This window comes from Streptomyces sp. TLI_185, assembly GCF_003814765.1.
Taxonomy (GTDB): domain Bacteria; phylum Actinomycetota; class Actinomycetes; order Streptomycetales; family Streptomycetaceae; genus Streptomyces.
Map to the genome: position 1 here is coordinate 8,758,117 of NZ_RKRB01000001.1, position 23,505 is coordinate 8,781,621.

Consider the following 23,505-nt stretch of genomic DNA (forward strand, 5'->3'; position numbering starts at 1 on the left):
ACCATGACCTACGCACGCACGGCCGGCGGTCCCCGATGACCGCCGGCATCGACACCCCGGACCGCCGCGGCCGCACCGGCCTGGACCGCACCGGACTCGACCTGACCGGCAACCCCCGCGTGAAGGTGCGCGAGGTGAAACTGCTCTCCAGCCACTGGTACGTCGAGCGCGCCACCACCTTCGACTTCCGGCACGCCGACGGCACCTGGTCCACACAGCAGCGCGAGACGCACGACCGCGGCAACGGCGCCACCATGCTGCTCTACGACGCCGAACGCGAAACCGTGCTGCTCACCAGGCAGTTCCGCTTCCCGGTGTACGTCAACGGACACCCCGACGGGATGCTGGTCGAGACACCGGGCGGACTCCTCGACGACGATGACGAGCACCCCGAACTCGCCGTCCGCCGCGAGGTGGTGGAGGAGACCGGCCACACCATCGGCGACGTCCAGCACGTCTTCGACGTCTATATGAGCCCCGGCTCGGTCACCGAACGCGTCAGCTTCTACGCCGCCGCCTACGGCCCCTCGACCCGCACCCACGAGGGCGGCGGCCTCGACGAGGAGGGCGAGGACATCGAGATCGTCGAACTGCCCTTCCACCGGGCCCTGGAGATGATCCGCACCGGCGAGATCAACGACGCCAAGACCATCATGCTGTTGCAGTGGGCGGCCCTGGAGGGCCCGTTCAGCAAGTAGTGCGCGCGGGGCCCCTTGACTTCGTGTGCGCTTCAAGCTGAAGACTCCCGTTCGTACCCGAATCCGCGGGCGCGAACGGGAGGACTTGGCATGAAGTACCGCACCATCGGAACAGACCCGCACACCAGCCGCGAGGTGAGCGTGCTCGCGCTCGGCGCGATGCTGTTCGGCTCGCGGACGGACGAGGAGACGTCCCTCGCCCTGCTCGACCGGTACGTCGAGGCCGGCGGCAACTTCATCGACACGTCCGACAACTACGCCTTCTGGGTCGACGGCGGCCAGGGCGGCCAGAGCGAGGAACTCCTCGGCCGCTGGCGGCGCAGCCGCGGCATCGGCGACGAGATCTTCATCGCGACCAAGCTCGGCGCCCGCCCGCTGGCCCCCGGCACCAGCTACGTCGACAACGCGGAGGGCCTGTCGGCGAAGGTGATCCGCGAGTCCGCCGAACGCAGCCGCGAGCGCCTCGGCGTCGACAAGCTCGACCTGCTCTACGCCCACATCGACGACCCCACCGTGCCCCAGCGCGAGACGGTCGAGGGCTTCGCAGAGCTGGTCGCCGAGGGCACGGTCGGCCTGCTCGGCGTCAGCAACCAGGCCGCCTGGCGGGTGGAGCGCGCCCGCACGATCGCCGCCGCGGCCGGACTGCCCGGCTACGAGGTCCTCCAGTACGAGCACAGCTACCTGCGGCCCCGCACCGACGTACCGTCGGACCTCTTCCCCGACGGCAGCCTCGGCGCGGCGGGCCCCGACCTGCTCGGCTATCTACGGACCGAGCCCGGTCTGACCCTGATCGCGTACTCACCGCTCCTGAAGGGCAGCTACACGCACCCCGACAGGCTGCCCTCGGACTACGACCACCCCGGCACCCCGGCCCGCCTCACCGTCCTGCACGAGATCGCCCGCGAGACCGGCGCCACCGCCAACCAGGTCGTCCTGGCCTGGCAGTTGGGCGCAGACCTCCCGATCATCCCGCTGGCCGGTGCCTCGACGCTCGCCCAACTGGACGAGAACCTGGCCGCGGTCGACCTGGAACTGACGGCGGAGCAGAGGGCCCGGCTGGACGCCGCGCACTGAGACCGCTCCCCGTCACTTGGGCGGCAGACCCGCGGCGAAGGCGTACCCCTCGTCGATCCACTCGCCGAGCGTCTCGTCCTCGGCGAGGGCGGACGAGTCCACGACCACCCAGCCGCGCATCGGGCGGCCCGTCATGTCGAACAGACGGGCACCCGGCCGGGCCAGCGCGGCGTCCGTCGCGTCGGGGCCGACGCGGACCATCAGGTCGTCGCCGGTCACGCCGACGGCCATGTTGCCGTGCAGCAGGAAGGCGATGCCGCCGAACATGCGCTTCTCGGCAACGCCGGGATCGGCCCCCAGATGCTGCCGGATCCGTTCGGCGAGTCCTTCGTCGTACGCCATGAGGAGCCTCAATCCGTGCGTCGCGTGAGTCTGCGTTCGAGGTCGCGGAGGTCCTTGCGCAGGGAGGAGCGGACCTGGCGGGCGAGAAGCGGTGCAGCCAGCCGGTAGAAGCCGCCCGAGCCGCCCTGGACGCGGATCCGGGCCAGGGTGCCGGCCGGGTTCGGCTCGAAGGAGTACGTCACGTGCATGGGCATCGGGCCCGCCACCGACACCATGTCCAGCAGCCGCGGGAAGTCGTGCGCGGCCACGCGCAACACGTAGTCGATGCGCCGGCCGAGGAAGAAGGCCGTCCGGGTGACCTCGGCACCGACGCCGAAGCCGCCCCCGTCCGCCTCCCGGGTCAGCTCCGCCGTACGAATGCCCTGCGTCCAGTCGGCGTCGTGGCGCCAGTCCATGGCGTACGCCGCCACCCGCTCGGGTGGCAGCGGAAGCACGCGTTCCACGGACACGTCGACGCCCATGCCTCCAGGATCCCCGCGTGGGAGTGCGAACGCGCGGCGTACGCCGATATGACGGGTCTCTTACGCGACCGCGCCAGAGCAGGACAAATCGCCGCCGGGGCGGGACGCTGCTGCTGAGCCGCGGCTCGGACCCGCCCTGGCACCCGCCCGGCGGTCCCGTGTGAAGGAGTGCGTTCATGACCGCATCGCCCCCGACCGACGACGCGTATCGCTTCGACGACCTCAGTGCCCTGTTCATCAACTGCACGCTCAAGCCGTCGCCCCAGGTCAGCCACACCCAGGGGCTGATCGACAAGAGTGCGGCGATCATGATGTCGCGCGGGGTCACCACCTCCGAGATCCGCGCCGTCGACCACGACATCGCCCCCGGCGTCTACCCCGACATGACCGAGCACGGCTTCGCCACCGACGACTGGCCGGCGCTGTACGAGCAGGTGATGGCCGCCGACATCCTGGTGCTCGCCGGGCCCATCTGGCTCGGCGACAACAGCTCGGTCACCAAGCAGGTCATCGAGCGGCTCTACAGCTGTTCGTCGCTGCTCAACCCCGCCGGACAGTACGCCTATTACGGCCGGGTCGGCGGCTGTCTGATCACCGGCAACGAGGACGGCGTGAAGCACTGCGCGATGAACGTCCTCTACAGCCTCCAGCACCTGGGCTACACGATCCCCCCGCAGGCCGACGCCGGCTGGATCGGCGCGGCGGGGCCCGGACCGTCGTATCTGGACCCCGGATCGGGCGGCCCGGAGAACGACTTCACCAACCGCAACACCACGTTCATGACCTGGAACCTGATGCATCTGGCCGCCATGCTGAAGCGCGCCAAGGGCATCCCCGCCCACGGCAACCAGCGTTCCGAGTGGGACGCCGGCTGCCGCTTCGACGCGGAGAACCCCGAACACCGCTGAATCCATACCATCGACTCCAGCCGCCCCACCGCGAACCCGGGAGTCCGCCATGCCCCGTTCAGAAGCCCGCGTCAGCACCGACCGCCCGCACCGCTACGCCAAGCAGCTCGCCTCCCACCTCGGCCGCCGCAGCCAGGCGAGTTGGGACGAGGAGGCGGGGGAGGGCAGCCTGGTCTTCCAGAACGGGACGGGCTCCCTCACCGCGACCGAGGGAGCCCTGCTGCTCTCGGTGGAGAGCGACGCCGAGCACCTCGGCCTGCTCGAGGACGTCGTCGGCCGCCACCTGGTCCGCTTCGGTACCAAGGACGAACTGGTCGTCGAATGGCACCGCGACACCGGCGCCCCCGGCACCACCCAGCGCAGGACGGAGGACCCTGCCTGACCTCCACGACCACGGGCGACGTCAGGCCTCGCCCACGGTGAAGACCATGCTGCGCACCGGCGCGAGCTCCTGCAGGCGCTCCGAGTCCTCGGCGCAGGCGCGGCCCTCGGGGGAGGCGAACGCGGCGCGCAGCTCTGCCATCGTGTCCCACTCCAACTCGGTGACCAGGTGGCACGGTTCGCCCCCGCGCACGGTGGTGGCCTCGCGGCCGAGCGTGTACCGGCGCAGCCCGGGCAGCTTGCGGGCGAGCGGGAGGTGGACCTCGCGGTAGTGACGGTCGAACGCCGCCGGGTCGGGAGGAGTCTCGTGGAGGACGAGGAAGCGTGCTGTCATCGCCCGGCCCTCCGGTAGCGCGTGAGGACGACCGGGCCCGTCTGCTGCACCGACTCGCATTCGAGGTGGACGGGCGGGGTGTCCGCGGGGAAGAGGCGGTCGCCGGTGCCGACGATCGTGGGGAAGGTGATCAGGCGGTATTCGTCGATCAGGTCCTCGGCCATGAGCGAGCGGACGATGCTGAGGCTGCCGGTGACGACCACGTCGCGCTTCTCCTGCTTGACCGCGTCCACCAGGTCGCCCGTGAGGATCTGCGAGTTCGCCCAGGCGGACAGGTCGGTGAGGGTGCGGGTGGCGACGAGTTTCCGGGCGGCGTTCATGCGCGCGGAGAACGGGTCGTCGCGATGCGGCCACAGCTGCGAGAACAGCTCCCAGGTGGTGCGGCCCAGCAGCAGGACCCCCTCGTCCAGGGTGGGCCCGAGCCGGAACTTGTCCCCGGCCACCGCCTCGGGGCCGTACCGGAACATCCAGCCGCCGCCGGGTGTGCCCGCGCGGCCGTCCGGGTCGGAGACGATGCCGTCCAAAGTGGTGAAGGCGATGACGATGACGCTCATGGCGATGTCCTCTCGGATGTCTCGATCGGTGGTCACCGGTATGTACCGGCGCCACCGGCCGGACTCATCGCGCGCGGCCGAAGTCGTCCGAAGAAATCTCTCCGGGCAGGTCGAACGCCTCGAAGACGCGCGGGTCCGCGAACACCACGTTCCGCGCGACCCGCCCGCCGGCCACCGTGAACACCTGCAGCGTGTGCAGCCGGTGCCCGCCGTCCTGGGTGGGCGCGTAGGCGGCGAGAGCGGGCTGTCCGCCGGCGGTGAGCTGCCGTGTGAGCCACCCCGTCCCGCGCATCTCGAAGACCCGCTCCATGAACAGGCCGTAGTCGCGGCGGCCCCGGTACCACAGCGGCACCGGCGGCATCTCCAGGACGGCCGCGTCGGTCAGCAGCCGCACCAGGGCGGGGACGTCGGCCGCCTCGAAGGCACGGGCGTACCGCTGGACGACCCTCCGCGCCTCGGCGTCGTCCGGTTCGGGGACCTCGCCCGGATCGCCCGCCTCGGCGACCGCGGCCCGGGCCCGCTGCAGCGAGCTGTTGACGGCGGCGACCGTCGTCCCGAGCTGCTCCGCGACCTCCGCGGCACTGAACTCCAGCACCTCCCGCAGCACCAGCACCGCCCGCTGCCGGGCCGGCAGCAGCTGCATCGCCGCCACCAGAGCCAGCCGCAGATCGGCCCGGGTCTCGACGTCGTACCGGGCCTCGGGGAACGGCTGCAGCCACGGGATGTCGAAGTCCGGCGTGAGCGGCGCCCCCGGGTCCTCGCTCGGCGCACCGAGCCCGGACGGGAGGGGCCGCCGCGCCCGCCCCTCCAGCGCGGTCAGACAGACGTTGGTCGCGATCCGGTACAGCCAGGTCCGCACCGACGCGCGCGAGGCGTCGTACCGCTCGCGGGCCTTCCACGCCCGCAGCATCGTCTCCTGCACCAGATCCTCGGCCTCGTGGAACGAGCCCACCATCCGATAGCAGTACGCCACCAACTCGCCCCGGTGCGGCTCAAGGTCCATGGGGCTCATCATGCCCGGCGTGGCTCATATGCGGTTGCCTTCAGCCCGGTTGGAAGAACGCGAGCAGCTTCCGGGCGGCGTCCGGTGACGACAGGAGTTGCTGCATCCGCGCGGACTGCCGGCCGGCGGCACTGGTGCGTTCGAACATCTCGCGTTCGTACTCTTTGACGGCGGCGGGAAAGTCGTCCGGGTGAGCGGCCAGTGCGAGGCCCAGGAGGGCGCCGTCGAGCAGTGCCATGTTGGCGCCCTGCCCCACCGCCGGCATCAGGTGTGCGGCATCGCCGAGCAGCGTGACGTCTGGCCTCGGCGGCCAGGTCAGGCCGACCGGGAGAGTGGTGATCGACCGCGGCAGGACCGTGTCGTCGCAGGCCGCGATGAGCGTGGTGAACCGTGGGTCCCAGCCGGTGAACAGGTCGATCAGCCGCTCCCGTGCGGCGGCCGGGTCGCCGAACGGGATCCCGCTCGTCGCGAACCAGTCCTCGGCGGTGTTGTAGAAGCTGAGGTAGACGCGTACGCGGCCGTCGCCGTTGCGCTGTGCCGACAGGGACTGTCCGTTGCCGAGCACCCAGTAGTTGCCGCGCCCGACCATCGCCGCGAGGTCCGGGTGGGTGCGGTCGATGTCGGGAATACCGAGCTCGACGATGTTCTGCCCGGTATGCGCCGGTCGGGCGTCGGTGAGCAGTGCACGGACCCGGGACTGCGCGCCGTCGGCGCCGACCAGCAGGTCGTACGTGGCACTGCTGCCGTCGGCGAAGCGCAGCAGCCCGTTGTCGGCGGATTCGACCGGGAGCCCCCAGCGCACCGTGTGGTCGGGGAGGGAGTCCAGCAGCAGGTTGCGCAGATCGGCACGGTCGACCTCGGGTCGGTCGAGCGGGGCGTCGTCGGGCGTGTCCTCCTGGAGCAGCAGGGTGCCATCCGGCTCGAGAAGACGCATGTCCTGGCCTTCGCCACGGGCAATCGCGTGGAACTGGTCGATCAGACCGGCCTCGCGCAGTGCCCGCTGGCCGGAGTGGATGTCGAGCATGCCGCCCTGACCGCGCGCGCCGCGCGACGATTCACGCTCGTACACGACGGCGTCGATGCCGTTCAGATGCAGCACACGGGCAAGGGCCAGACCGCCCAAGCCGGCTCCGACGATCGCGATGGTTGCGCTCCCCGAGCTCCCGTCCTCGCCTGTCCCACCGGCAGGTGCCGGCCCGCCGATCACCCGGTTCACCGGCGGAGCCGGGGCGCGAGGACCGTGCGCACGGCCTTGGCGACCTTGCTCGCGGCGGATCCGTCGTCTTCTTCGGGCTCCGGTTCCAGCGTGCGCTGGATCTGTTGCAGCAGCTGGTTGGCCGACCGCCACAACGGGACGAACAGACCGGCGACCGGCCCGACGCCCTGGATCGGGCCGCCGGACAGCTCGGTCACCTTCTTGGCCGCCGCGACCGTTGCCGGGTCGCGCAGGATCAGGTGCACCTCGTCGTCGACCAGCCGGATCTCCATCCTGCGCGCGGCGGCTTCCTCCGGGTTCGCGTCCGTGGTCGTCTCCGGGTCCAGTTCGTCGATCTTGGCGGCGACGGCGTCCGGGTCGACGCCGAGTTCGCGCAGCACCCTGGCCGCCATGCTGTTCTCCGCCCGCAGCATCGCCTCGAGCAGGTGATGGCTGCCGACCGGAGCGCCACCGGCCAGCGCGTCGGCGGTGGACAGGGTGTCCTCGGTGGCAGGTGTGCCGGTCGGCCATGGTCCGGCGGCGACGTCCTGCGAACCCTCCACTGAGGCGAGCACGGTGGCACGGATCCTGCTGACCGGATTGATCCGCTCGGCGAGCACCTTCGCGCCGACGCCCTCACCCTCCCTGACAAGGGCGAGCAGGATGTGTTCCGTGCCGATGTCGTTGTGGTGCAGCTGCTGCGCCTCGCGCAGCGCGAGTTCCAGCACCTTCTTCGCCCGCGCCGCGAACGGGATGTGGCCGCTCAGCTCCTTCGTGCCGGGTTTGACCACCGCGGCGATGTCGGCCTGTGCGGTCTCCATGTCGTACCCGAGCTGGTGCAGCACCTGCGCCGCCATGCCGTCCGGCACGTCGAGCAGTCCCAACAGGAGGTGCTCCGTGCCGATGTGGCTGTGCTTGAGCTGCCTCGCCTGCTCCTGGGCCGCGACGACCACCCGGCGGGCTTTCACTGTGAACCTCTCAAAAGTCATGTCTTCATGGTCTCAACCCTGTCAATGCACTGTTATTGATAGGGTCACCGTGTCGAAGGGAGGGTGTGATGGAGACACCGTCGGACTGGGAGGACCGGCTCGCGCGCTGGCAGAACGAGCTGGAGTTGTTCGAGCAGCTGGACGAGAAACCCTGGGTCACGCTGGCCAAGGCCGAAGCGGAGACCGGCGTTTCCCGCTCGGCCCTGCGGTCCTGGTACCGCAACGGCGAGATCCAGTCCCGGCTGGTGGACGGCCCGAACGGGCCGCAGCGCCTGGTCCAGCTGGACGCGGTGATCGAGCGAGCCGCCGCGTCCCCGCGCATTCAGCGCCGGGCGGAGCGGGAAGTCAGCCTGGAAGCCCAGGTCACCCTGCTACGACACCGGGTCGACCAGCTCGAACTGCGGCTGGCCGCGCTGGAGCGGAAGTGACCACCGACGGCGAGCTGCGGCGGTTGGTGTAGCCGCACCGTACTCGGCGATCCCGACGACAACCGTGCAAGTTCTCCCGCCGCTCCCGCGCCCGACCGACCCTGTCCTCGCTTCCCGGCACCGATGCGGCGAAGCTGGTTCTGCTCCAGAACGAGCCGAAGGAGAGCGGTCCATGAGTGCACTCCCCACCGAACGTTCCCTGCGCACCACCCCCGAAGGCCTCCTGTGGGAGCCCAGTGAACGCTGGGTGCGCGGCCGCAAGGGTGAGGTCACCGTCGTCGACAGCCGGCATCCCGTCCTCGTCTGGGAGCCCTCGCTGCCCGTACCGCAGTACGCCTTCCCGCGCGCGGACGTACGCGAGGACCTCCTGCGCCCTGCGAAGAACCCGCGGACGGGCGCCCACACCGGATCCAGGATCTTCTACGACCTCGAGGTCGACGGCGAGCTGCTGGAGAACGCCGCCTGGACCTTCCCGGCCGCCGACCTGGCCGAGTACATCGCCTTCGAGTGGTTCCGGCGCAGCGGCAGGGGCCTGGACCACTGGTACGAGGAGGAGGAAGAGATCTTCATCCACCCCCGTGACCCGCACAAGCGGGTGGATGCCATCCCGAGCAGCCGGCATGTCCAGGTCTCGGTCGGCGGCATGCTCGTCGCCGACACCCACCGGCCCGTGCTGCTCTTCGAGACCGGCCTGCCGACCCGCTACTACATTCCGCGCGAGGACGTCCGCCTCGACCTCCTCGACCCCACCGGGCACCACACCGGCTGCCCCTACAAGGGCACGGCACAGTACTGGTCGGTGCGGGGCGAGGCCGACGTGCCCCCGAACGTCGTCTGGAGCTACCCGGACCCGCTGCCCGCCGTGGGCACGATCACGGGACTCCTCGCGTTCTACAACGAGGTGGCCGACATCACCGTGGACGGGGAGCGCGTGGAGCGCCCCGTCACACCCTTCAGCGCGATGCTCAGACAGAGCAGCCGACGTGGGCCAGCGCCTGCCTGAGCAGCACCCCGTGCCCGCCCGGCATCTCGCTCTGCACCGCTTCCGAGACGGCCTCCTGCGGGCTGAACCACACCAGGTCCAGGGCGTCCTGCCGGGGCCGGCAGTCGCCGGTGACCGGGACGACGTAGGCCAGGGACACCGCGTGCTGGCGCGGGTCGTGGTACGGCGTGACACCCAGCGTCGGGAAGTACTCCGCGACCGTGAAGGGCTGCAGCGAGGCCGGGATCCGGGGCAGCGCCACCGGGCCGAGGTCCTTCTCCAGGTGGCGCAGCAGGGCGTCACGGACCCGCTCGTGGTGCAGGACGCGACCGGAGACCAGGGTCCGGCTGACCGTCCCGTCCGGGCCGATGCGCAGCAACAGGCCGACGCTGGTGACTTCGCCGCTGTCGTCGACGCGCACGGGCACGGCCTCGACGTACAGGATCGGCATACGGGCGCGTGCCAGCTCGAGGTCGTCGGGGCTGAGCCAGCCCGGCGTGGTATCGGTCATGTCAGACATTGCTTGATCATACTTTCAGGAGGGGCCGGAAAGGCCGTAGACCCGGCTGGCATTGTGTGCTCCCGCCCACTCGGCGAACCGCAGCGCGTCGGGCAGACCCAGTTCGTCGGCATCCACCCGGTCCTGCAGCAGACCGGCCAGACCACGGCGGAAGGCGAGCGCGCCCAGACAGTAGAACTCGGCCACACCGTACGCGTCGGAGCTGTACAGCAGCTTGCGGAACGGCGTGATTTCCATCGCCTCCTCCAGGACCGCCCTGGCGCGCGCCGGGCCGACGTAGTGGAGGGTGAGGCCCACGTCCAGGTACACGTGCTCGAACACGGCGGCGAGGTAGGCGGCCTGGCGCTGGTACGGCCAGCAGTGCAGAAGCAGCACCGGGATGGTGCCGGCGGTCAGGTGCAGCCAGTCGGTGAGGTGGGTGGGGTCGACGCGGTGCAGACGGATGTCGTTGTCGCCGAAGCCGGTGTGGAGTTGGAGGGGGAGGCCGAGGTCGACCGCGGTCCACAGCAGGTGCCGTACGAGGACCGGATCGTCCAGCCGTCCGCCGCGCGCCGGCCAGTGCCGGGCCGCCTCGGTGACCTCTGCGTCGGAGGGGCGGGCAGGGTCCAGGTCGAAGCCGGTGCGGTACGCGGCCACGGACTTCACCGCCACCACGCCCGGCCGCTGTACGGCCTCCAGCGCGGCCGCCCGGAAGGCGTCGCCGTAGTCGTCGGGCTCGACGCCCTGCGCCGCCACCGCCTCGGCGACACCCTCCAGCCGTACGACCTCGTACGCCGTCCCGCCCGCGGTCCCGGCCAGTTCCGCGGGCGTGGTGAGACGCTGCGGGGCGTAGCCGGTGTCCACGCAGAAGGTGCTTGTCCGCGCGGCGGTGAGGAAGCGGCGATGCACCTCGTGTGTGCCCAACTCGGCCCGCCGGGCCAGGTATTCATCGGGCGGTGCATGGTGCGGCAGGTCCAGCAGCGGGGCGCAGTGGCGGCGGATCGCCACGCCGACGGGAGAGTCGAAGGGGGAGATGCCGGGCCAGGCCGCGCCTTCGGTGATCAGGTCCTCGAAGTCCTCCCGGATCAGGTCGGCGGTGACGACTCCGTGGCAGTGGTGGTCCACCAACTCCAGTGCGTCCAGCGCCTCCTCGACCGGGCCGCCCATGGTCAGTACTTCCAGCGGTACGCCGCCGCCACCCGCTCCTCGTCCAGCCCGTGCGCCGCCGCGATCTCCCCTTGTCGTACGGCGATCACGGCGTCCGCGAGGACCGGGCCGAGCGCGGCCCGCAGCCGTTCGTCCTTGCGGAACTCCTCGACCGCTTCGGCGAGCGAGGTCGGCAGACGGCGCACGCCCCGGGCCGCCGCGTCCGCGGGGTCCAGGCCGGCCGGATCGCCGGTGATCTCCTCGGGCAGGGGCGTGGACGAGGTCAGGCCCTCCAGTCCGGCTGCGAGGAGGCAGGTGAGGGCGAGGTAGGGGTTGGCGGCCAGGTCGACCGGTTTGACCTCCAGGTTCGCGGCCTGGTCGCGCAGGCCCGCCGTGCCCGTGACGACCCGCACCGCCGCCTCGCGGGTCTCGCGGCCCCACGCGGTGAACACCCCGGCCCACTGGGAGGGTTTGAGGCGCAGATAACTCGCCGGGCTGGGGGCGGTCACGGCCGTGAGGGCCGGGAGGCGGGCGAGCACCCCGGCCGCGAAGGACTCCGCGGCGGCGGTCATGCCGTAGCGGCCCTCGCCCCCGGAGTGCAGGTTGACGCCGTCGCGCCAGACGGAGAGGTGGATGTGGCCGCCGTTGCCGACGCCCTGCGCGAAGACCGCAGGGGCGAAGGACACCACCAGCCCGTGGCGCCGGGCCACCGCCCGGATGGTCTGCCGTACCAGCACGCTCCGGTCGGCTGCCGCCACCGGGTCGAGCGCGCCCACCGAGATCTCGAACTGCCCGGCCGCGTACTCGGGATGGATCTGTTCGACGTCCACGCCCTGCGCGGCGAACGCGGCCAGCAGGTCGGCGGTGTAGTCGCTCAGTTCGACCTGGCGCGTGGCGCTGTACGCGGGTCCCGAGGTCGCGGGCACGAAGTCGCCGCCCTCCGCCGGACCCTGCCCGACGGCCCATTCGATCTCGATGCCTGCCTTGAAGGTGAGGCCGTGCCGTTCGGCGGCCGCGGAGACCATGCGGCGCAGGATCGTGCGGCTGCAGCCCGGATGTGGTTCGCCCTCCTGCGTGATCCGGTCGACCGGAGCCCAGGCCCAGCCGGGTTGCCCGGCCAGGACGACGAGTCGGCCGAGGTCGGGGTAGAGGCGCAGATCGCCGTCCGGGGAGCCCAGGACGTCGGTGGAGACGATGGAGTCGTTCGCCAGGAACGTGTCGAACACCGGTGACATGCCGACGCCCCAGGCCACCGCCGAGGCGAGGCGGGCTGTCGGGATCGTCTTCACCCGGCCTACGCCCGCTGTGTCGACATAGGCCAGGACGATGCCGTGCACGCCCCGCCCGGACAGTTCTTCGGTGAGCGCGGTGGCCCGCTCGACGTCACCCGGGCGCCCGCCGGGGACGGGATCGGCAAAGGTCGTCATACGTCCTCCACGCTCGGCACGTCCGTCAGGGCTGCTCCGTCAGGGTTTCACGGCCACCGCGCCGAACTGCGGTACCACGGCGGGCGATCCGGGCTCGGCGCGCCACTGCGAGCAGGACACCAGGCCGGGCTCGAGGAGGTCCAGCCCGTCGAAGAAGGCGGCGATGTCCGCGCCGCTGCGGGCGGTGATCGGCGGGGTGGCGTTCTCGTTCCAGAACTTCATGGCCGGGATCTGGCCCGCGCCGCCCAGGTCGTCGTCGAAGGTGGGGTGGGTGAGGACCAGGAAGCTGCCGGAGGGCACCGCGGCGACGACCTTCCGTACGATCTCGTGCGCCTTCTCCGTGTCCAGCACGAAGTTGAGGATGCCCAGCATCATCACCGCGACCGGCCGGCCGAAGTCGAGGGTGCGGGAGGCGCGTTCGAGGATGGCGTCGGGGTCGTGGACGTCGGCGTCGATGTAGTCGGTGACGCCCTGGTGGGTGCCCGTCAGCAGGGTGCGGGCGTGGGCCAGCACGATCGGATCGTTGTCGACGTAGACGATGCGGGCGTCGGGGGCGATCCGCTGGGCGATCTGGTGGGTGTTGTCCGCGGTCGGCAGCCCGGTGCCGATGTCCAGGAACTGCCGCACCCCGCGCTCCTCGGCCAGGAACCGCACCGCACGGCCCAGGAACCAGCGGTCCGCGCGGGCGATCTCCCGGATGATCGGGAACATCCCGGCGACGTGCTCGCCGACCTGCTGGTCGACCTCGTAGTTGTCCTTGCCGCCGATCCAGTAGTTCCACACGCGCGCGTTGTGCGCCACACCGGTGTTCAGCCTCGCCGACCCGCCCGGGGTGTGGCTCTCACTCACAACTGTGCTCCTTCTCAACACCTGTGGCCGTCGCCGCCATTGTGCCGCCCGTTGATCACGCTGTCCCGGGAATCGGCCGATCAGGTGTGCGGAACGGGCCGGTTGACCGGCCGTCAGCCGGTGCGGCCGGGACCGGCGGCGGGCGTCTTGCCGCTCTGGACGTCCTTGAGCCGCTGGGCGCCCGTGCGCACCGCCAGCTCCAGTGAGGGGTGCGCGCCCCCGGCCAGGCCGCCGGCGGTGACGGTGATCGCGTCGTTGCCCACGCGCACGGCGGCCACGTCGAGGGTGAGGGTGGCGGGTTCGCCGTTCGTGGTGCCCTGCACCGTCACGTGCAGGCCCTGCCGGGCGTCGCCCTGCTTGGGCACCGAGGCGGTGGTCACCTGGACCGTCCGCTTGCCGCCCTTGGCGTCGGTCGCGGTGAACTGGTCGCACTTGACCGGCAGGGTCTTCAGCCAGGCCAGCGAGGCGCTGAGCCGGACGGGGTTGTGGGCGGCGACCTGGTACAGGAGGCGCGAGTCGCCCTGCTCGAAGCCGGTCAGCGCGGACGCGCCGCTCGGCTTGCCCAGCAGGTCGTCGTCGTAGAGCGCGTCGAGAAGCCGCTGACAGTCGGCGGCGTTCGCCTTCGAGGTCAGGAACTGGGCGACGTCGACCTTCCCGATGAGCAGGGTGTCGCCCCAGGCGGCGGCGCCCTTGACCTGGTTCCAGTCGCCTTCCAGGTCGTCCTCGGTGATGAGCGCGGCCTGTGCTCCGGCCTGGGTCAGGCGGGGCGGGGCCGACGTACGGGTGGGGGCCGGGGCCGATGTGCGGGCGGCGAGCGGGGTGGCGGTGGCGTCGGAGGCCTGGGAAGCGTCACCTTCGCCCGAGCAGGACGCGATGGCCAGCAGGGTGCTCACCGCCATGGCCGAGGCGAGCGCACGGACGAGAGGGGACGGGCGAGGGATCATCGCGGATGCCTCCGGAGCAGCTGGGGGACCTCCGTTCAGCGCACCACCGGCCCTACTTCCCCACCAGGCACGACGGCCCGTTCGGGTGAGCGGGCCGTCAGGGCGTTTCCCGCTCCGCGTGCACGCGCACCCTGCGCCCGCCGCACTCGGGACAGACCGCGTCCGCGAGCGGCGACCGCATGGCCCGGCCCGCCTCGTCGACGTACTCCTGGGTGGTCAGGCCCGAGGGATCCAGCGGGTCGGTGAAGAACATGAGCTGGAAGTCGGCCTTCCAGGTGTGACCGCAGTGGGTGCAGTCGAAGCCGTAGGTTTCCGGCACCGAGGGGGGATCCGCCGTCATGGACCCGGTCCGTTGCCCGGTGCGGAGAAGTACATGCCTTCAGCGCACAACGCCCCACCTCGCACGGCAACTCGAACGCCCCGTCCGGCATGCCCGCACGCCCGCCCGCGGCGACACTGACCCCATGCCGACGCATACCGAGGAGTGACCATGCTGCCCGGATTCCTCGCCAGGGCGGTCGCGTTGCTGCTCGGCCGGCAGGGCCGCTCCCTGCACCTGAAAGCGGCGGGCGGGGCGACGGCCGTACTGGGCGTGGTGATGCTCATCGGCTCGTCGGCCGTCGTCGCCGCCGAACACGACGCACCGCGCGCCAATCTGCGGACGTACCCGCAGGCCCTGTGGTGGTCGATCGAGACGGCCACCACCGTCGGGTACGGCGACTTCTACCCGGTGACCCTCGCCGGCCGCGTCATCGGCACCGTCGTGATGGTCGTCGGGATCACCACATACGGCATGGTCACCGCGGCCCTCGCCACCTGGTTCGTCGGACGGGAGCAGAAACGCCGCCACCATCTCGCCCTGCACGCCCAGGAGTTGGGCGAGAAGACCGCCCGTGCCCTGCATGAACGCTTCGACCGGCTGGAGCGGATGGTGGCCGGGAGCGGCGAGCGGAACTGAGGGCGGAGCGCTCCTTGCTACCCGTGAGTACCCTGCCGTGTGACTTCTGTGACACCTGAGGTACGGTCCCTCCGGGTTCGCGGGTACCCGCACGCCGCGAACTGTTTTCGGGCGGTGTCGAAGGGGGCGGCGGAAGCATGGAGTTCCACTTGGTCGACGAGGACAGCGTGGAGCGGGCCGGCACACCGCTGGAGGACCTGGCTCCGGAACCCCTGCTGACCCGGGACTACGAGACCCGCCCCGCGCTCGTCTACGAGCGGCTGCGGGAGCGCCACGGCCCGGTCGCGCCGGTCGACCTGCTGGGCGTGCCCTCCTGGCTCGTGCTCGGCTACCGCGAGTCGCTGCAGGTGCTCCAGGACGACGCCGGCTGGCCCAAAGGCCTGGAGAACTGGCGGGCCCGCACGGAAGGCCGGCTGCCCGCCGACTGGCCGCTCGGCCCCTCCCTCGAGGTCAACCACGTACTGATCCAGGGCGGCCCCGGCCACCGCACGCTGCGCGGCGCCTGGGACACCGCCCTCCGTCCCTTCCAGGACCCCCGCAACCCGCAGGCCAAACGGCTCAAGGCGGCCGTCACCGGCTACGCCGACGAGCTGATCAGCCTGCTCGCCCAGGGGGGCGCCACGGGCATGGCCGACCTCTCGGCGCAGTTCTCCCGCCCACTCCCGCTGATGGCGGCGAGCCATCTGCTCGGCTTCCCCGGCTCGCAGGGCGACGACGCCCTGATGGACATGTGGCGGGTGCTGGACGCCGGCCCGGACGCCGAATCCGCCCTCGCCCGCCTGCTGGTCACGCTCACCGAACTCGCCGCCGCCAAGATCGAGAAGCCGGGCGACGACTTCCCCTCCCAACTGCTGGCCGCCCACCCGGACCTGTCCGTCGACGCGCTGGCCCGCGAGCTGTTCATGCTGCTCGGCATGACCTCCGACCACGTCGGCATCCTCATCTCCAACACGGTCGTCGAGGTGATAGCAGGAGACAACGAGGGCGGGGTGCGCACCACCCTGTCCGCGGGCATGGTGCGCGAGACCATGAACCGGGTGGTCATGCGCAAGCCGCCGCTGGTCAACTTCGTGCCGAGGTTCGCCGCCGCGGACACCCGGCTCGGCAACTACACCATCCGCACCGGCGACCCCGTGTGGGTCTCCTCCGCCGCCGCGCACGCCGACCCCCTCTTCGCCGGCCAGATGACACCCGGCGCCGGCATCAGCAGTCGCGCGCACCTGTCGTGGGGCGCGGGCCCCCGCCAGTGCCCGGCCCGCGAGCTGGCCTCGACGATCGCGGCAGCGGGCGTCAGCCGTGTTTTCGAACGGTTCGGGCACCTGGAGCTCGCCCTCCCCGTCGACCAACTGCCGTGGCGTTCCTCGCCGTTCATGCGGGGACTGCGCTCGTTGCCGGTGCGCTACGAACTGTCCGGGCCGCCGCTGCCTCTCGCGCCGGCGCCCGCGGCGGACGTACCGGATGCACCCGCCGTACCGGACCAGGCCGCCAAGCGGCGCTCGTCGTTGTGGCGCTACCTGGCGGGCCTGATCCGGTCCGGAAGCTGAGCGTCCGCGCAGCTCGCGTAGGGTGACGGGACCGCCGTAAGCCAGCCGGCGCCTCGTCGCGCCCCACCGGAAGCAGGTCATGTCCTCCGCCGCCTCGCCCCTCCTCACCGCCTCCGGCCCGCCCACCGTCCCCGCCGACATACGCCTCGTCGTCACCGACATGGACGGCACGCTGCTGGACGACGCCAAGCGGATCCCGCCCGGTCTGTGGGAGACGCTGGCCGAACTGCGCCGCCGCGGAGTGCTGTTCAGCCCGGCGAGCGGACGGCAGTACGCCACGCTGGCACGGGAGTTCGCCGAGGTCGCCGAGGGCATGGTGTTCATCGCGGAGAACGGCACGTACGTGGTGCGCGACGGCGTGGAGCTCAGCTCGGACCCGCTGGAGCCCGGTGTCGCGGCCCGCGTCGTGCAGGCCGTACGGCGGCTGGTCGCCGAAGGCGTGGACGTGGGTGCCGTCGTCTGCGGCAAGCGCTCCGCCTACGTCGAGCGCAGCGACGAGGCGTTCCTGGCAGAGGTGCGCAAGTACTACGTCGAGCACCGCATCGTCGAGGATGCCACCGCGCTCGACGACGACGTCATCAAGGTCGCCCTCTTCGACTTCGGCTCCGCCGCGCACACCACCGCGCCCGCGCTTCAGTCCTTCACCGCCACCCACCAGGTCGTCGTCTCCGGCGAGCACTGGGTCGACGTCATGAACCGCACCGCCAACAAGGGCGCCGCCCTGCGCCGCCTCCAGTGCGAACTGGGCATCACACCCGCGCAGACCATGGTCTTCGGCGACTACCTCAACGACCTGGAGATGCTCGACGCAGCCGAGTGGTCCTTCGCCATGGCCAATGCCCACCCGGACGTCATCGCACGGGCCCGACACCTGGCCCCGTCCAACAACGACGACGGAGTGCTGCGCACCGTGGCGCGGGTGCTGAACCTCTAGGCGGTTGGCTGCGCATACCCGTTCTGCCACGCCCAGGCCGCGATCTCGACCCGGTTCCGGGCGTCCAGCTTGAGCTGGACGCTGGTGAGGTGGGTCTTGACCGTGGAGAGGGAGACATACAGCTCGGCGGCGATCTCGGCGTTGGTGCGGCCGAGGGCGACCAGGCGGACGACGCCCAGCTCGCGGTCGGTGAGGAACTCGACCGGCGGTGCGGTCCGCGCGGGTACTTCCGTCTTCGGGTCGGCGGTGACGTGCTTGAGCAGACGGACCGTGACCGACGGGGAGACCAGTGAGTCACCCGCCGCCGCGGCGCGCACCGCCTACGCCAGCAGCGTCGGCCCGCAGTCCTTGAGCAGGAACCCGCAGGCGCCGCCGCGCAGCGCCCCGTACACGTACTCGTCGAGGTCGAAGGTGGTGACCACGACCACCCGCATCGGGTCGGCGACGTCCGGCCCCGCCAGCAGCCGGGTCGCCTCCAGGCCGTCCAGCTTCGGCATCCGGATGTCCAGCAGGCACACGTCCGGCCGCACCCGGCGGGCCAGCGCCACGGCCTCCTCGCCGTCGGCCGCCTCGGCGACCACGGTGATGTCCGGCTGGGCGTCCAGGAAGAAGCCCAATTGCGAGCCGCCGTGCCCGCGCTGCTGTCCGCGCTCTACACGGTGGGCGCCCTGGTGTCCGTCCGGGCGGACCTGTTCGGCCCGGGTGAGACGGCGATCCTGCTGTGCCTGCTGTTCATCGCCGTACGGGACGGCCCGCCGCGCTGGGCGGTGGCCTGCGGCCTGCTGGACCTGGTCGCCCTGCTGGCCACACCGGTCCGCTACTCCCATTCCCTGAGCGGCACGGAGGGCGGCGAAGCGCTCGGCTTCATGGTGGTGGGCCTTGCCCTCGCCGGTCTGGTCGCGGGGCTCGCCGCCTACCTTCGCTCGCTCGACTACCGCCGTACCGTCGCCGTGGCCGACACGCGTCGCGAGGAGCGGGTGGCGATCGCCGCCGACCTGCACGACTTCGTCGCCCACCACGTGACCGGCATCCTGGTGCAGACCCAGGTGGCCCGCATGATGGCGGACACCCGGCCGCGGGAACTGGACCCCGTCCTGGCCGGCATCGAACGCGCCGCGACCGAGGCGCTCGCCTCGATGCGGCGCACGGTCGGCGTGCTGCGCGACACCGGGGAGGAGGCCGACCGCCGCCCGGTGGGCGACCTGGCGGGCATCGCCGGTCTGACGGAAGGCTTCTTCAGCCCCATCCAGAAGGCCACCCTGCACCACGACCCCGCGGTCCCCGACGACCTCCCGTACGAGGTGCAGGCGGCAGCCTTCCGGGTCGTCCAGAAGGCACTGACGAACGTGCGGCGCCACGCGGCCTACGCCGCCGAGGTCACCGTCCAGGTGCGCTACGACGCCGGCCACCTCTGCGTCTCGGTCACGGACGACGGCCGCGGCGGCACCCAACTCCCCGCCGCGGCCCACGGCGGCGGCTTCGGCCTGATCGGCCTCAAGGAGCGGGTGACCGCACTCGGCGGAGACCTGTACGCGGGGCCGCGGGCCGGGGTGGGGTGGGAGGTGCGGGCTGTCTTCTGAGCGCTCAGCAGGAGGTGCGGCCATGTGCTGTCGATCGTCTGCCGGTCGTGCCCACGCGGCGGAGCCGCATATCGACACAGCCCGCGCCCCAGGGCGCGGCCGAACCCGCAGGGGATGTCATCCGGCCCGCTTGGGCGGGCGTGCGCTGACGTACGGAACGGTCCTCGCCCGAGGCTCTGGCGCTGCGGCCGACCCCGGCTGTTCAATGGTGCTGTACACAGCCGCCCGAGAGGCGAGAGGGGGAGTAGGCGTGGCTCCTGCCCCCGTGCCGCCCGTCGGCACCCGCATCCGGCAGGCACGCCTGGCCAAAGGCGTGAGCCTGCGCGCCCTCGCCCGGGAGATCGGCGTCTCCGCGAGCCTGGTCTCCCAGATCGAGACCGGCAAGAGTCAGCCGTCGGTGAGCACGCTGTACGCGATCACCACCGCACTGTCGATCTCCGTGGAGTCCCTCTTCGACGGCTACGAGGAGGAGGCCGCCGCTTCGCCGGTCGTGGCCGCGGCCGCCGCCCCCGCCACCGTCCTGCACGCCCTCGCGGCCTTCGCCGCCGACCCCGGCCGGCGCATCGGACCGCTGGTCACACCGGGAGAGCGGGAGCTGCTGGAGCTGGACTCGGGGGTCGTGTGGGAGCGGCTCGGGCATGTTCCGGGCACCGACGTGGACTTCCTGCTGGTGACCTACCGGCCCGGCGGCTCCTCGTCCAGCTCCGGCGGCCTGATGCGGCACACCGGCACCGAGTACGGCTATCTGACCTCGGGCGAGCTGGTCCTCACCCTCGGCTTCGACGAGTACACCCTCCGCCCCGGCGACGCCGTCTGCTTCGAGTCGACGACCCCGCACCGCTACCGCAATGATGGAGCTGAACCGGCCGTCGGGGTCTGGTTCGTGTTCAGCCAGCATGTTCAGTAGTACTTGACACCTGCCCGGCATGGTCGTTCACTCCGGAGTGGGGGTGGTCGCCATGGCGATCCGCACATATGGACCCAACGCCGTCGACTGGGAAGAGCGCATCGACCTGGACCGGCTGCGCAAGCAGCGTCTGGCCCGGCTCAACGAGACCCTGAACCGCTCCTCGCTGGGCGCGGTGCTCAGCTTCGACTTCGCGAACATCCGCTACATGACCGCCACGCACATCGGCACCTGGGCGATGGACAAGCTGATCCGCTTCGCCCTGCTGGTGCGCGGCGGCGAACCGGTGGTCTGGGACTTCGGCTCCGCGGCCCGCCACCACCAGCTCTACAACCCGTGGCTGGACTACAGCGACGGCAAGGAGGGTCCGCCCACCGGCGCCCGCGCCGGCATCTCCACCCTCCGCGGCGCCTTCCACCCGCAGGCGGGCATCGCCGAGGACGTCGCCGCCAAGATCGCCACCGAGCTGCGCGAGCACGGCCTCGCGAACGAGCCCCTCGGCATCGACGTCGCCGAAATGCCGGTCCTCGCCGCCCTGCGCGCCGAGGGCATAGACGTCGTCGACGGCCAGCAGGTCTTCCTGGAGGCCCGCCGCACCAAGACCCGCGACGAGATCTCCCTGCTCACCCAGGCCTGCGCGATGGTCGACGCGGCCTACGAGGAGCTGTACGGCCACCTGCGCCCCGGCGTGCGCGAGAACGAGTGCGTCGGCCTGGTCAGCAAGGTCCTCTACGACCTCGGCAGCGAGTACGTCGAAGGCGTCAACGCCATCTCCGGCGAACGCTGTTCACCCCACCCGCACGTCTACAGCGACCGCCTGATCCGCCCCGGCGACCCCGCCTTCTTCGACATCCTGCACAGCCACCTCGGCTACCGCACCTGCTACTACCGCACCTTCGCCGTCGGCAGCGCCTCCCGCGCCCAACGCGACGCCTACGTCCGCTGCCGCGAGTACATGGACGAGGCCATCGCCCTGGTCCGGCCCGGCGCCACCACCGCCGACATCGTCCAGGTGTGGCCGCGTGCCGAGGAGTTCGGCTTCGCCGACGAGACCGCCGCCTTCGCCCTGCAGTACGGCCACGGGGTGGGCCTGTCGATCTGGGAGAAGCCCATCTTCAGCCGCCTGGTCTCCCTGGACCACCCCGAAGTCCTCGAAGAGGGCATGGTGTTCGCCCTGGAGACCTACTGGCCGGCCGCCGACGGCTGGTCCGCGGCCCGGATCGAGGAGGAGCTGGTCGTCACCGCCGACGGCTGCGAGGTCATCACCAAGTTCCCGGCCGAGGAACTGCTGGTCGCGGGCCGCAAGTACTGGACGGTCGGCGGCGAGCTCAACACCCGGCGTGAGGCACAGTCCCACCTCAACACCCGTGCCAGCGGGGGTACTTGATGGCCGACCGCGCAGAACTCCTCACTCTCTACGAGCAGATGGCCGTCATCCGCCGTACGGAGAAGGCCGCCCACGACCTGTTCCTGTCCGGCCTGGTCAAGGGCACCACCCACCTCGCCGCCGGGCACGAGGCGATCGCCGTCGGCGCGAGCGCCGCCCTGCGCCCCGACGACTACGTCTTCGCCACCTACCGCGGCCACCACCACGCGATGGCCCGCGGGGCCACCCCCGAGGAGTGCCTCGCCGAACTCATGCAAAGGGCTACGGGATTGTGCAGGGCCAAGGGCGGCTCCATGCACCTCACCAAGGCGGACGCGTTCATGCTCGGCTCGTACGCCATCGTCGGCGCCCACCTGCCGATGGCGGTCGGCGCCGCCTGGTCGGCACGGCTGCGCGGTACCGGGCAGCTCGCGGTCGCCTTCTTCGGCGACGGAGCCACCAACATCGGCGCCTTCCACGAGGCGCTCAACCTGGCCGCCGTATGGAAGCTGCCGGTGCTGTTCGTCTGCGAGAACAACCTGTACATGGAGTACACGCCGATCGCCGACGTCACGGCCGTCGCCCGCCCGGCGGCCGACCGGGCGCCCGCGTACGGCATCCCCGGCGAGGTCGTCGACGGCAACGACGTCCTCGCCGTGCAGGAGGCGGTGGCCCGCCTCGCAGAGCGGGCCCGGGCGGGAGACGGGCCCGCTCTGCTGGAGGCCGAGACCTACCGCCACTTCGGGCACAGCCGCGCCGACCCGGCCACGTACCGCCCGGCCGAGGAGGTCGAACGCTGGCTCAAGCACGACCCGTTGGACCTCGCCCGCGGACGCCTCGTCGAGCTGGGGGTGGACGAGGCGACGGTCACCGCGGCCGACGAGCGCGCCCGCGACGTCGTGGAGAGAGCCGTCGAAGCGGCCAAGAACGCGCCGCCGCCCGATCCGGGCGAGGCGCTGACCGACGTATGGGCGGACGGAGGTGCGGCATGGCGGACGTGAGCACGGACCGTGACGTCATCACCTACCGCGAGGCGGTCGCCGAGGGCATCGCGCGGGAGATGCGCCGCGACCCGGCCGTCGTCTGTCTCGGCGAGGACATCGGCGAGGCCGGCGGGGTGTTCAAGACGACCGTCGGGCTGCTCAAGGAGTTCGGGCCCGAGCGGGTGTGGGACACGCCCATCTCCGAACAGGCCATCGTGGGCGCGGCGATGGGCGCCGCGATGACCGGGATGCGGCCGGTCGCCGAGATCATGTTCTCCGACTTCCTGGCCTGCTGCTGGGACTACCTCGCCAACGAGATACCGAAGGTGCGGTACATGACGGGCGGTCAGGTCACCGTGCCGCTCGTGGTGCGCACCGCCAACGGCGGCGGTCTCGGCTTCGGCGCCCAGCACTCGCAGGCCACCGAGAACTGGGCACTGACCGTCCCGGGGCTGAAGATCGCGGCCCCCGCCACGCCCGCCGACGTCATCGGCATGATGGCGGCGGCCATCCGCAGCGACGATCCCGTGGTCTTCTTCGAGCACAAGGGGCTGCTGGCGAGCAAGGGCGCGCCCGCGCCACCGGATCACGTGGTCGAGCTGGGACGCGCGGCCGTCGTACGCGAGGGCGCCGACGTGACCCTGGTCGCGCTCGCCTCCATGGTCCCGGTGGCGCTGCAGGCCGCCGCGCAGCTGTCCGCAGAGGGCATCGGCGCCGAGGTCGTCGACCTGCGCTGTCTCGTCCCGCTCGACGTCGCCACCGTCCTCGCCTCCCTCGACAAGACCTCACGGCTGGTGACCGTGGAGGAGAACCCCTACCAGGGCGGCTGGGGCGCCACCCTCGTCTCGGTCGTCGCCGACGAGGGCTTCGGGCTGCTGGACGCGCCGGTGCGCCGAGTGGCGGGGGAGTGCGTGCCGCTGCCGTTCGCCGACGTGCTGGAGGAGCAAGTCATTCCCACCGTGGACAAGGTCGTGGCTGCGGTGCGGAATCTCGCAACGTACTGAACACCCCTGAGGAGG

Annotated in this window: 27 protein-coding genes and 1 pseudogene; 14 read left to right on the forward strand and 14 right to left on the reverse strand. The window is 71.4% G+C overall.

Annotated features, from left to right (window positions below):
- Positions 1-35 precede the first annotated feature (35 nt).
- Positions 36-698 carry an NUDIX domain-containing protein gene (locus EDD92_RS40265; protein ID WP_123968850.1) on the forward strand — a complete coding sequence of 221 codons (663 nt, stop codon included), beginning with the start codon at positions 36-38 and terminating at the stop codon, positions 696-698.
- A gap of 90 nt (positions 699-788) precedes the next feature.
- On the forward strand, positions 789-1,772 hold the full coding sequence (locus EDD92_RS40270) for an aldo/keto reductase (protein WP_123968851.1): 984 nt from the start codon (positions 789-791) through the stop codon (positions 1,770-1,772).
- 12 nt (positions 1,773-1,784) lie between these two features.
- On the opposite strand, the gene EDD92_RS40275 is transcribed toward EDD92_RS40270, so the two are convergent.
- The gene (locus tag EDD92_RS40275; protein ID WP_123968852.1) at positions 1,785-2,114 is read right to left on the reverse strand and encodes a TfoX/Sxy family protein; all 330 of its coding nucleotides are present in this window, start codon (positions 2,112-2,114) and stop codon (positions 1,785-1,787) included.
- An 8-nt stretch (positions 2,115-2,122) separates the two neighbouring features.
- Positions 2,123-2,575 carry an SRPBCC family protein gene (locus tag EDD92_RS40280; protein WP_123968853.1) on the reverse strand — a complete coding sequence of 151 codons (453 nt, stop codon included), beginning with the start codon at positions 2,573-2,575 and terminating at the stop codon, positions 2,123-2,125.
- Between the two features lie 176 nt (positions 2,576-2,751).
- Between EDD92_RS40280 and EDD92_RS40285 the strand changes: the two genes are divergently transcribed.
- Positions 2,752-3,483: a flavodoxin family protein gene (locus EDD92_RS40285; RefSeq protein ID WP_123968854.1), complete on the forward strand. Its 732-nt coding sequence runs from the start codon at positions 2,752-2,754 to the stop codon at positions 3,481-3,483.
- A gap of 49 nt (positions 3,484-3,532) precedes the next feature.
- Positions 3,533-3,865 (forward strand): DUF2218 domain-containing protein, encoded by a 333-nt coding sequence (locus EDD92_RS40290; RefSeq protein WP_123968855.1) that lies wholly within the window; start codon positions 3,533-3,535, stop codon positions 3,863-3,865.
- Between the two features lie 21 nt (positions 3,866-3,886).
- Here the strand turns inward: EDD92_RS40290 and EDD92_RS40295 are convergent, their stop codons facing one another.
- The 5 genes from EDD92_RS40295 to EDD92_RS40315 all read right to left on the reverse strand — a co-directional run bounded on the left by EDD92_RS40295 (position 3,887) and on the right by EDD92_RS40315 (position 7,939).
- Positions 3,887-4,198 (reverse strand): EthD family reductase, encoded by a 312-nt coding sequence (locus EDD92_RS40295; RefSeq protein WP_123968856.1) that lies wholly within the window; start codon positions 4,196-4,198, stop codon positions 3,887-3,889.
- Positions 4,195-4,752, reverse strand: coding sequence for a dihydrofolate reductase family protein (locus EDD92_RS40300; protein WP_123968857.1), 558 nt, complete (start codon positions 4,750-4,752; stop codon positions 4,195-4,197). Before EDD92_RS40300 ends, EDD92_RS40295 begins: the two co-directional genes overlap by 4 nt.
- A gap of 64 nt (positions 4,753-4,816) precedes the next feature.
- Positions 4,817-5,755, reverse strand: a complete 939-nt coding sequence (locus EDD92_RS40305; protein ID WP_123968858.1) for a sigma-70 family RNA polymerase sigma factor — start codon at positions 5,753-5,755, stop codon at positions 4,817-4,819.
- A gap of 40 nt (positions 5,756-5,795) precedes the next feature.
- Entirely contained in the window at positions 5,796-6,959 is a 1,164-nt protein-coding gene (locus tag EDD92_RS40310; RefSeq protein ID WP_123970763.1) for an NAD(P)/FAD-dependent oxidoreductase, read from the reverse strand.
- An 8-nt stretch (positions 6,960-6,967) separates the two neighbouring features.
- Positions 6,968-7,939 carry a Clp protease N-terminal domain-containing protein gene (locus EDD92_RS40315; protein ID WP_123968859.1) on the reverse strand — a complete coding sequence of 324 codons (972 nt, stop codon included), beginning with the start codon at positions 7,937-7,939 and terminating at the stop codon, positions 6,968-6,970.
- A gap of 68 nt (positions 7,940-8,007) precedes the next feature.
- Between EDD92_RS40315 and EDD92_RS40320 the strand changes: the two genes are divergently transcribed.
- Positions 8,008-8,367, forward strand: a complete 360-nt coding sequence (locus EDD92_RS40320; protein WP_044883207.1) for a hypothetical protein — start codon at positions 8,008-8,010, stop codon at positions 8,365-8,367.
- A 172-nt stretch (positions 8,368-8,539) separates the two neighbouring features.
- Complete coding sequence (locus EDD92_RS40325; protein ID WP_123968860.1) at positions 8,540-9,370, forward strand: DUF427 domain-containing protein; 831 nt, start codon at positions 8,540-8,542, stop codon at positions 9,368-9,370.
- On the opposite strand, the gene EDD92_RS40330 is transcribed toward EDD92_RS40325, so the two are convergent.
- From EDD92_RS40330 to EDD92_RS40355, 6 genes are all read right to left on the reverse strand, one after another.
- Positions 9,333-9,869 carry an NUDIX hydrolase family protein gene (locus EDD92_RS40330; RefSeq protein ID WP_107057478.1) on the reverse strand — a complete coding sequence of 179 codons (537 nt, stop codon included), beginning with the start codon at positions 9,867-9,869 and terminating at the stop codon, positions 9,333-9,335. The genes EDD92_RS40325 and EDD92_RS40330 overlap by 38 nt on opposite strands.
- Positions 9,870-9,884: 15 nt before the next feature.
- Positions 9,885-11,015 (reverse strand): amidohydrolase family protein, encoded by a 1,131-nt coding sequence (locus EDD92_RS40335; RefSeq protein ID WP_123968861.1) that lies wholly within the window; start codon positions 11,013-11,015, stop codon positions 9,885-9,887.
- A 2-nt stretch (positions 11,016-11,017) separates the two neighbouring features.
- Positions 11,018-12,421, reverse strand: a complete 1,404-nt coding sequence (locus tag EDD92_RS40340; protein ID WP_123968862.1) for a glutamine synthetase family protein — start codon at positions 12,419-12,421, stop codon at positions 11,018-11,020.
- Positions 12,422-12,460: 39 nt separating this feature from the next.
- Positions 12,461-13,270 (reverse strand): SAM-dependent methyltransferase, encoded by an 810-nt coding sequence (locus EDD92_RS40345; protein ID WP_123968863.1) that lies wholly within the window; start codon positions 13,268-13,270, stop codon positions 12,461-12,463.
- Between the two features lie 113 nt (positions 13,271-13,383).
- The gene (locus tag EDD92_RS40350) at positions 13,384-14,214 is read right to left on the reverse strand and encodes a hypothetical protein (protein ID WP_123968864.1); all 831 of its coding nucleotides are present in this window, start codon (positions 14,212-14,214) and stop codon (positions 13,384-13,386) included.
- A gap of 97 nt (positions 14,215-14,311) precedes the next feature.
- Complete coding sequence (locus EDD92_RS40355; RefSeq protein ID WP_260327108.1) at positions 14,312-14,554, reverse strand: hypothetical protein; 243 nt, start codon at positions 14,552-14,554, stop codon at positions 14,312-14,314.
- 150 nt (positions 14,555-14,704) lie between these two features.
- Here EDD92_RS40355 and EDD92_RS40360 point away from each other — a divergent pair, with 150 nt between their 5' ends.
- The 3 genes from EDD92_RS40360 to EDD92_RS40370 all read left to right on the forward strand — a co-directional run bounded on the left by EDD92_RS40360 (position 14,705) and on the right by EDD92_RS40370 (position 17,650).
- A complete protein-coding gene (locus EDD92_RS40360; RefSeq protein WP_123968865.1) occupies positions 14,705-15,172 on the forward strand; it encodes a potassium channel family protein in 468 nt (155 codons plus the stop codon).
- Positions 15,173-15,309: 137 nt separating this feature from the next.
- Positions 15,310-16,716, forward strand: coding sequence for a cytochrome P450 (locus EDD92_RS40365; protein WP_123968866.1), 1,407 nt, complete (start codon positions 15,310-15,312; stop codon positions 16,714-16,716).
- Positions 16,717-16,795: 79 nt separating this feature from the next.
- Positions 16,796-17,650, forward strand: coding sequence for a Cof-type HAD-IIB family hydrolase (locus tag EDD92_RS40370; protein WP_123968867.1), 855 nt, complete (start codon positions 16,796-16,798; stop codon positions 17,648-17,650).
- Here the strand turns inward: EDD92_RS40370 and EDD92_RS40375 are convergent.
- Positions 17,647-18,267 (reverse strand): annotated as a pseudogene (locus tag EDD92_RS40375) (response regulator). The gene EDD92_RS40370 and the pseudogene EDD92_RS40375 sit on opposite strands and share 4 nt — an antisense overlap.
- On the opposite strand from EDD92_RS40375, the gene EDD92_RS40380 reads away from it, so the two are divergent.
- The 5 genes from EDD92_RS40380 (at position 18,268) to EDD92_RS40400 (ending at position 23,490) form a co-directional block, all read left to right on the forward strand.
- Positions 18,268-19,230 carry a sensor histidine kinase gene (locus EDD92_RS40380; protein ID WP_311736795.1) on the forward strand — a complete coding sequence of 321 codons (963 nt, stop codon included), beginning with the start codon at positions 18,268-18,270 and terminating at the stop codon, positions 19,228-19,230. It abuts the pseudogene before it with no gap.
- Between the two features lie 250 nt (positions 19,231-19,480).
- A complete protein-coding gene (locus EDD92_RS40385; RefSeq protein WP_185124277.1) occupies positions 19,481-20,137 on the forward strand; it encodes a helix-turn-helix domain-containing protein in 657 nt (218 codons plus the stop codon).
- A 52-nt stretch (positions 20,138-20,189) separates the two neighbouring features.
- Positions 20,190-21,524 carry a Xaa-Pro peptidase family protein gene (locus tag EDD92_RS40390; RefSeq protein ID WP_123970764.1) on the forward strand — a complete coding sequence of 445 codons (1,335 nt, stop codon included), beginning with the start codon at positions 20,190-20,192 and terminating at the stop codon, positions 21,522-21,524.
- Positions 21,524-22,504 carry a thiamine pyrophosphate-dependent dehydrogenase E1 component subunit alpha gene (locus EDD92_RS40395; protein WP_123968870.1) on the forward strand — a complete coding sequence of 327 codons (981 nt, stop codon included), beginning with the start codon at positions 21,524-21,526 and terminating at the stop codon, positions 22,502-22,504. Before EDD92_RS40390 ends, EDD92_RS40395 begins: the two co-directional genes overlap by 1 nt.
- Positions 22,492-23,490, forward strand: a complete 999-nt coding sequence (locus EDD92_RS40400) for an alpha-ketoacid dehydrogenase subunit beta (RefSeq protein WP_123968871.1) — start codon at positions 22,492-22,494, stop codon at positions 23,488-23,490. The genes EDD92_RS40395 and EDD92_RS40400 overlap by 13 nt, the downstream gene beginning before the upstream one ends.
- Positions 23,491-23,505 lie beyond the last annotated feature (15 nt).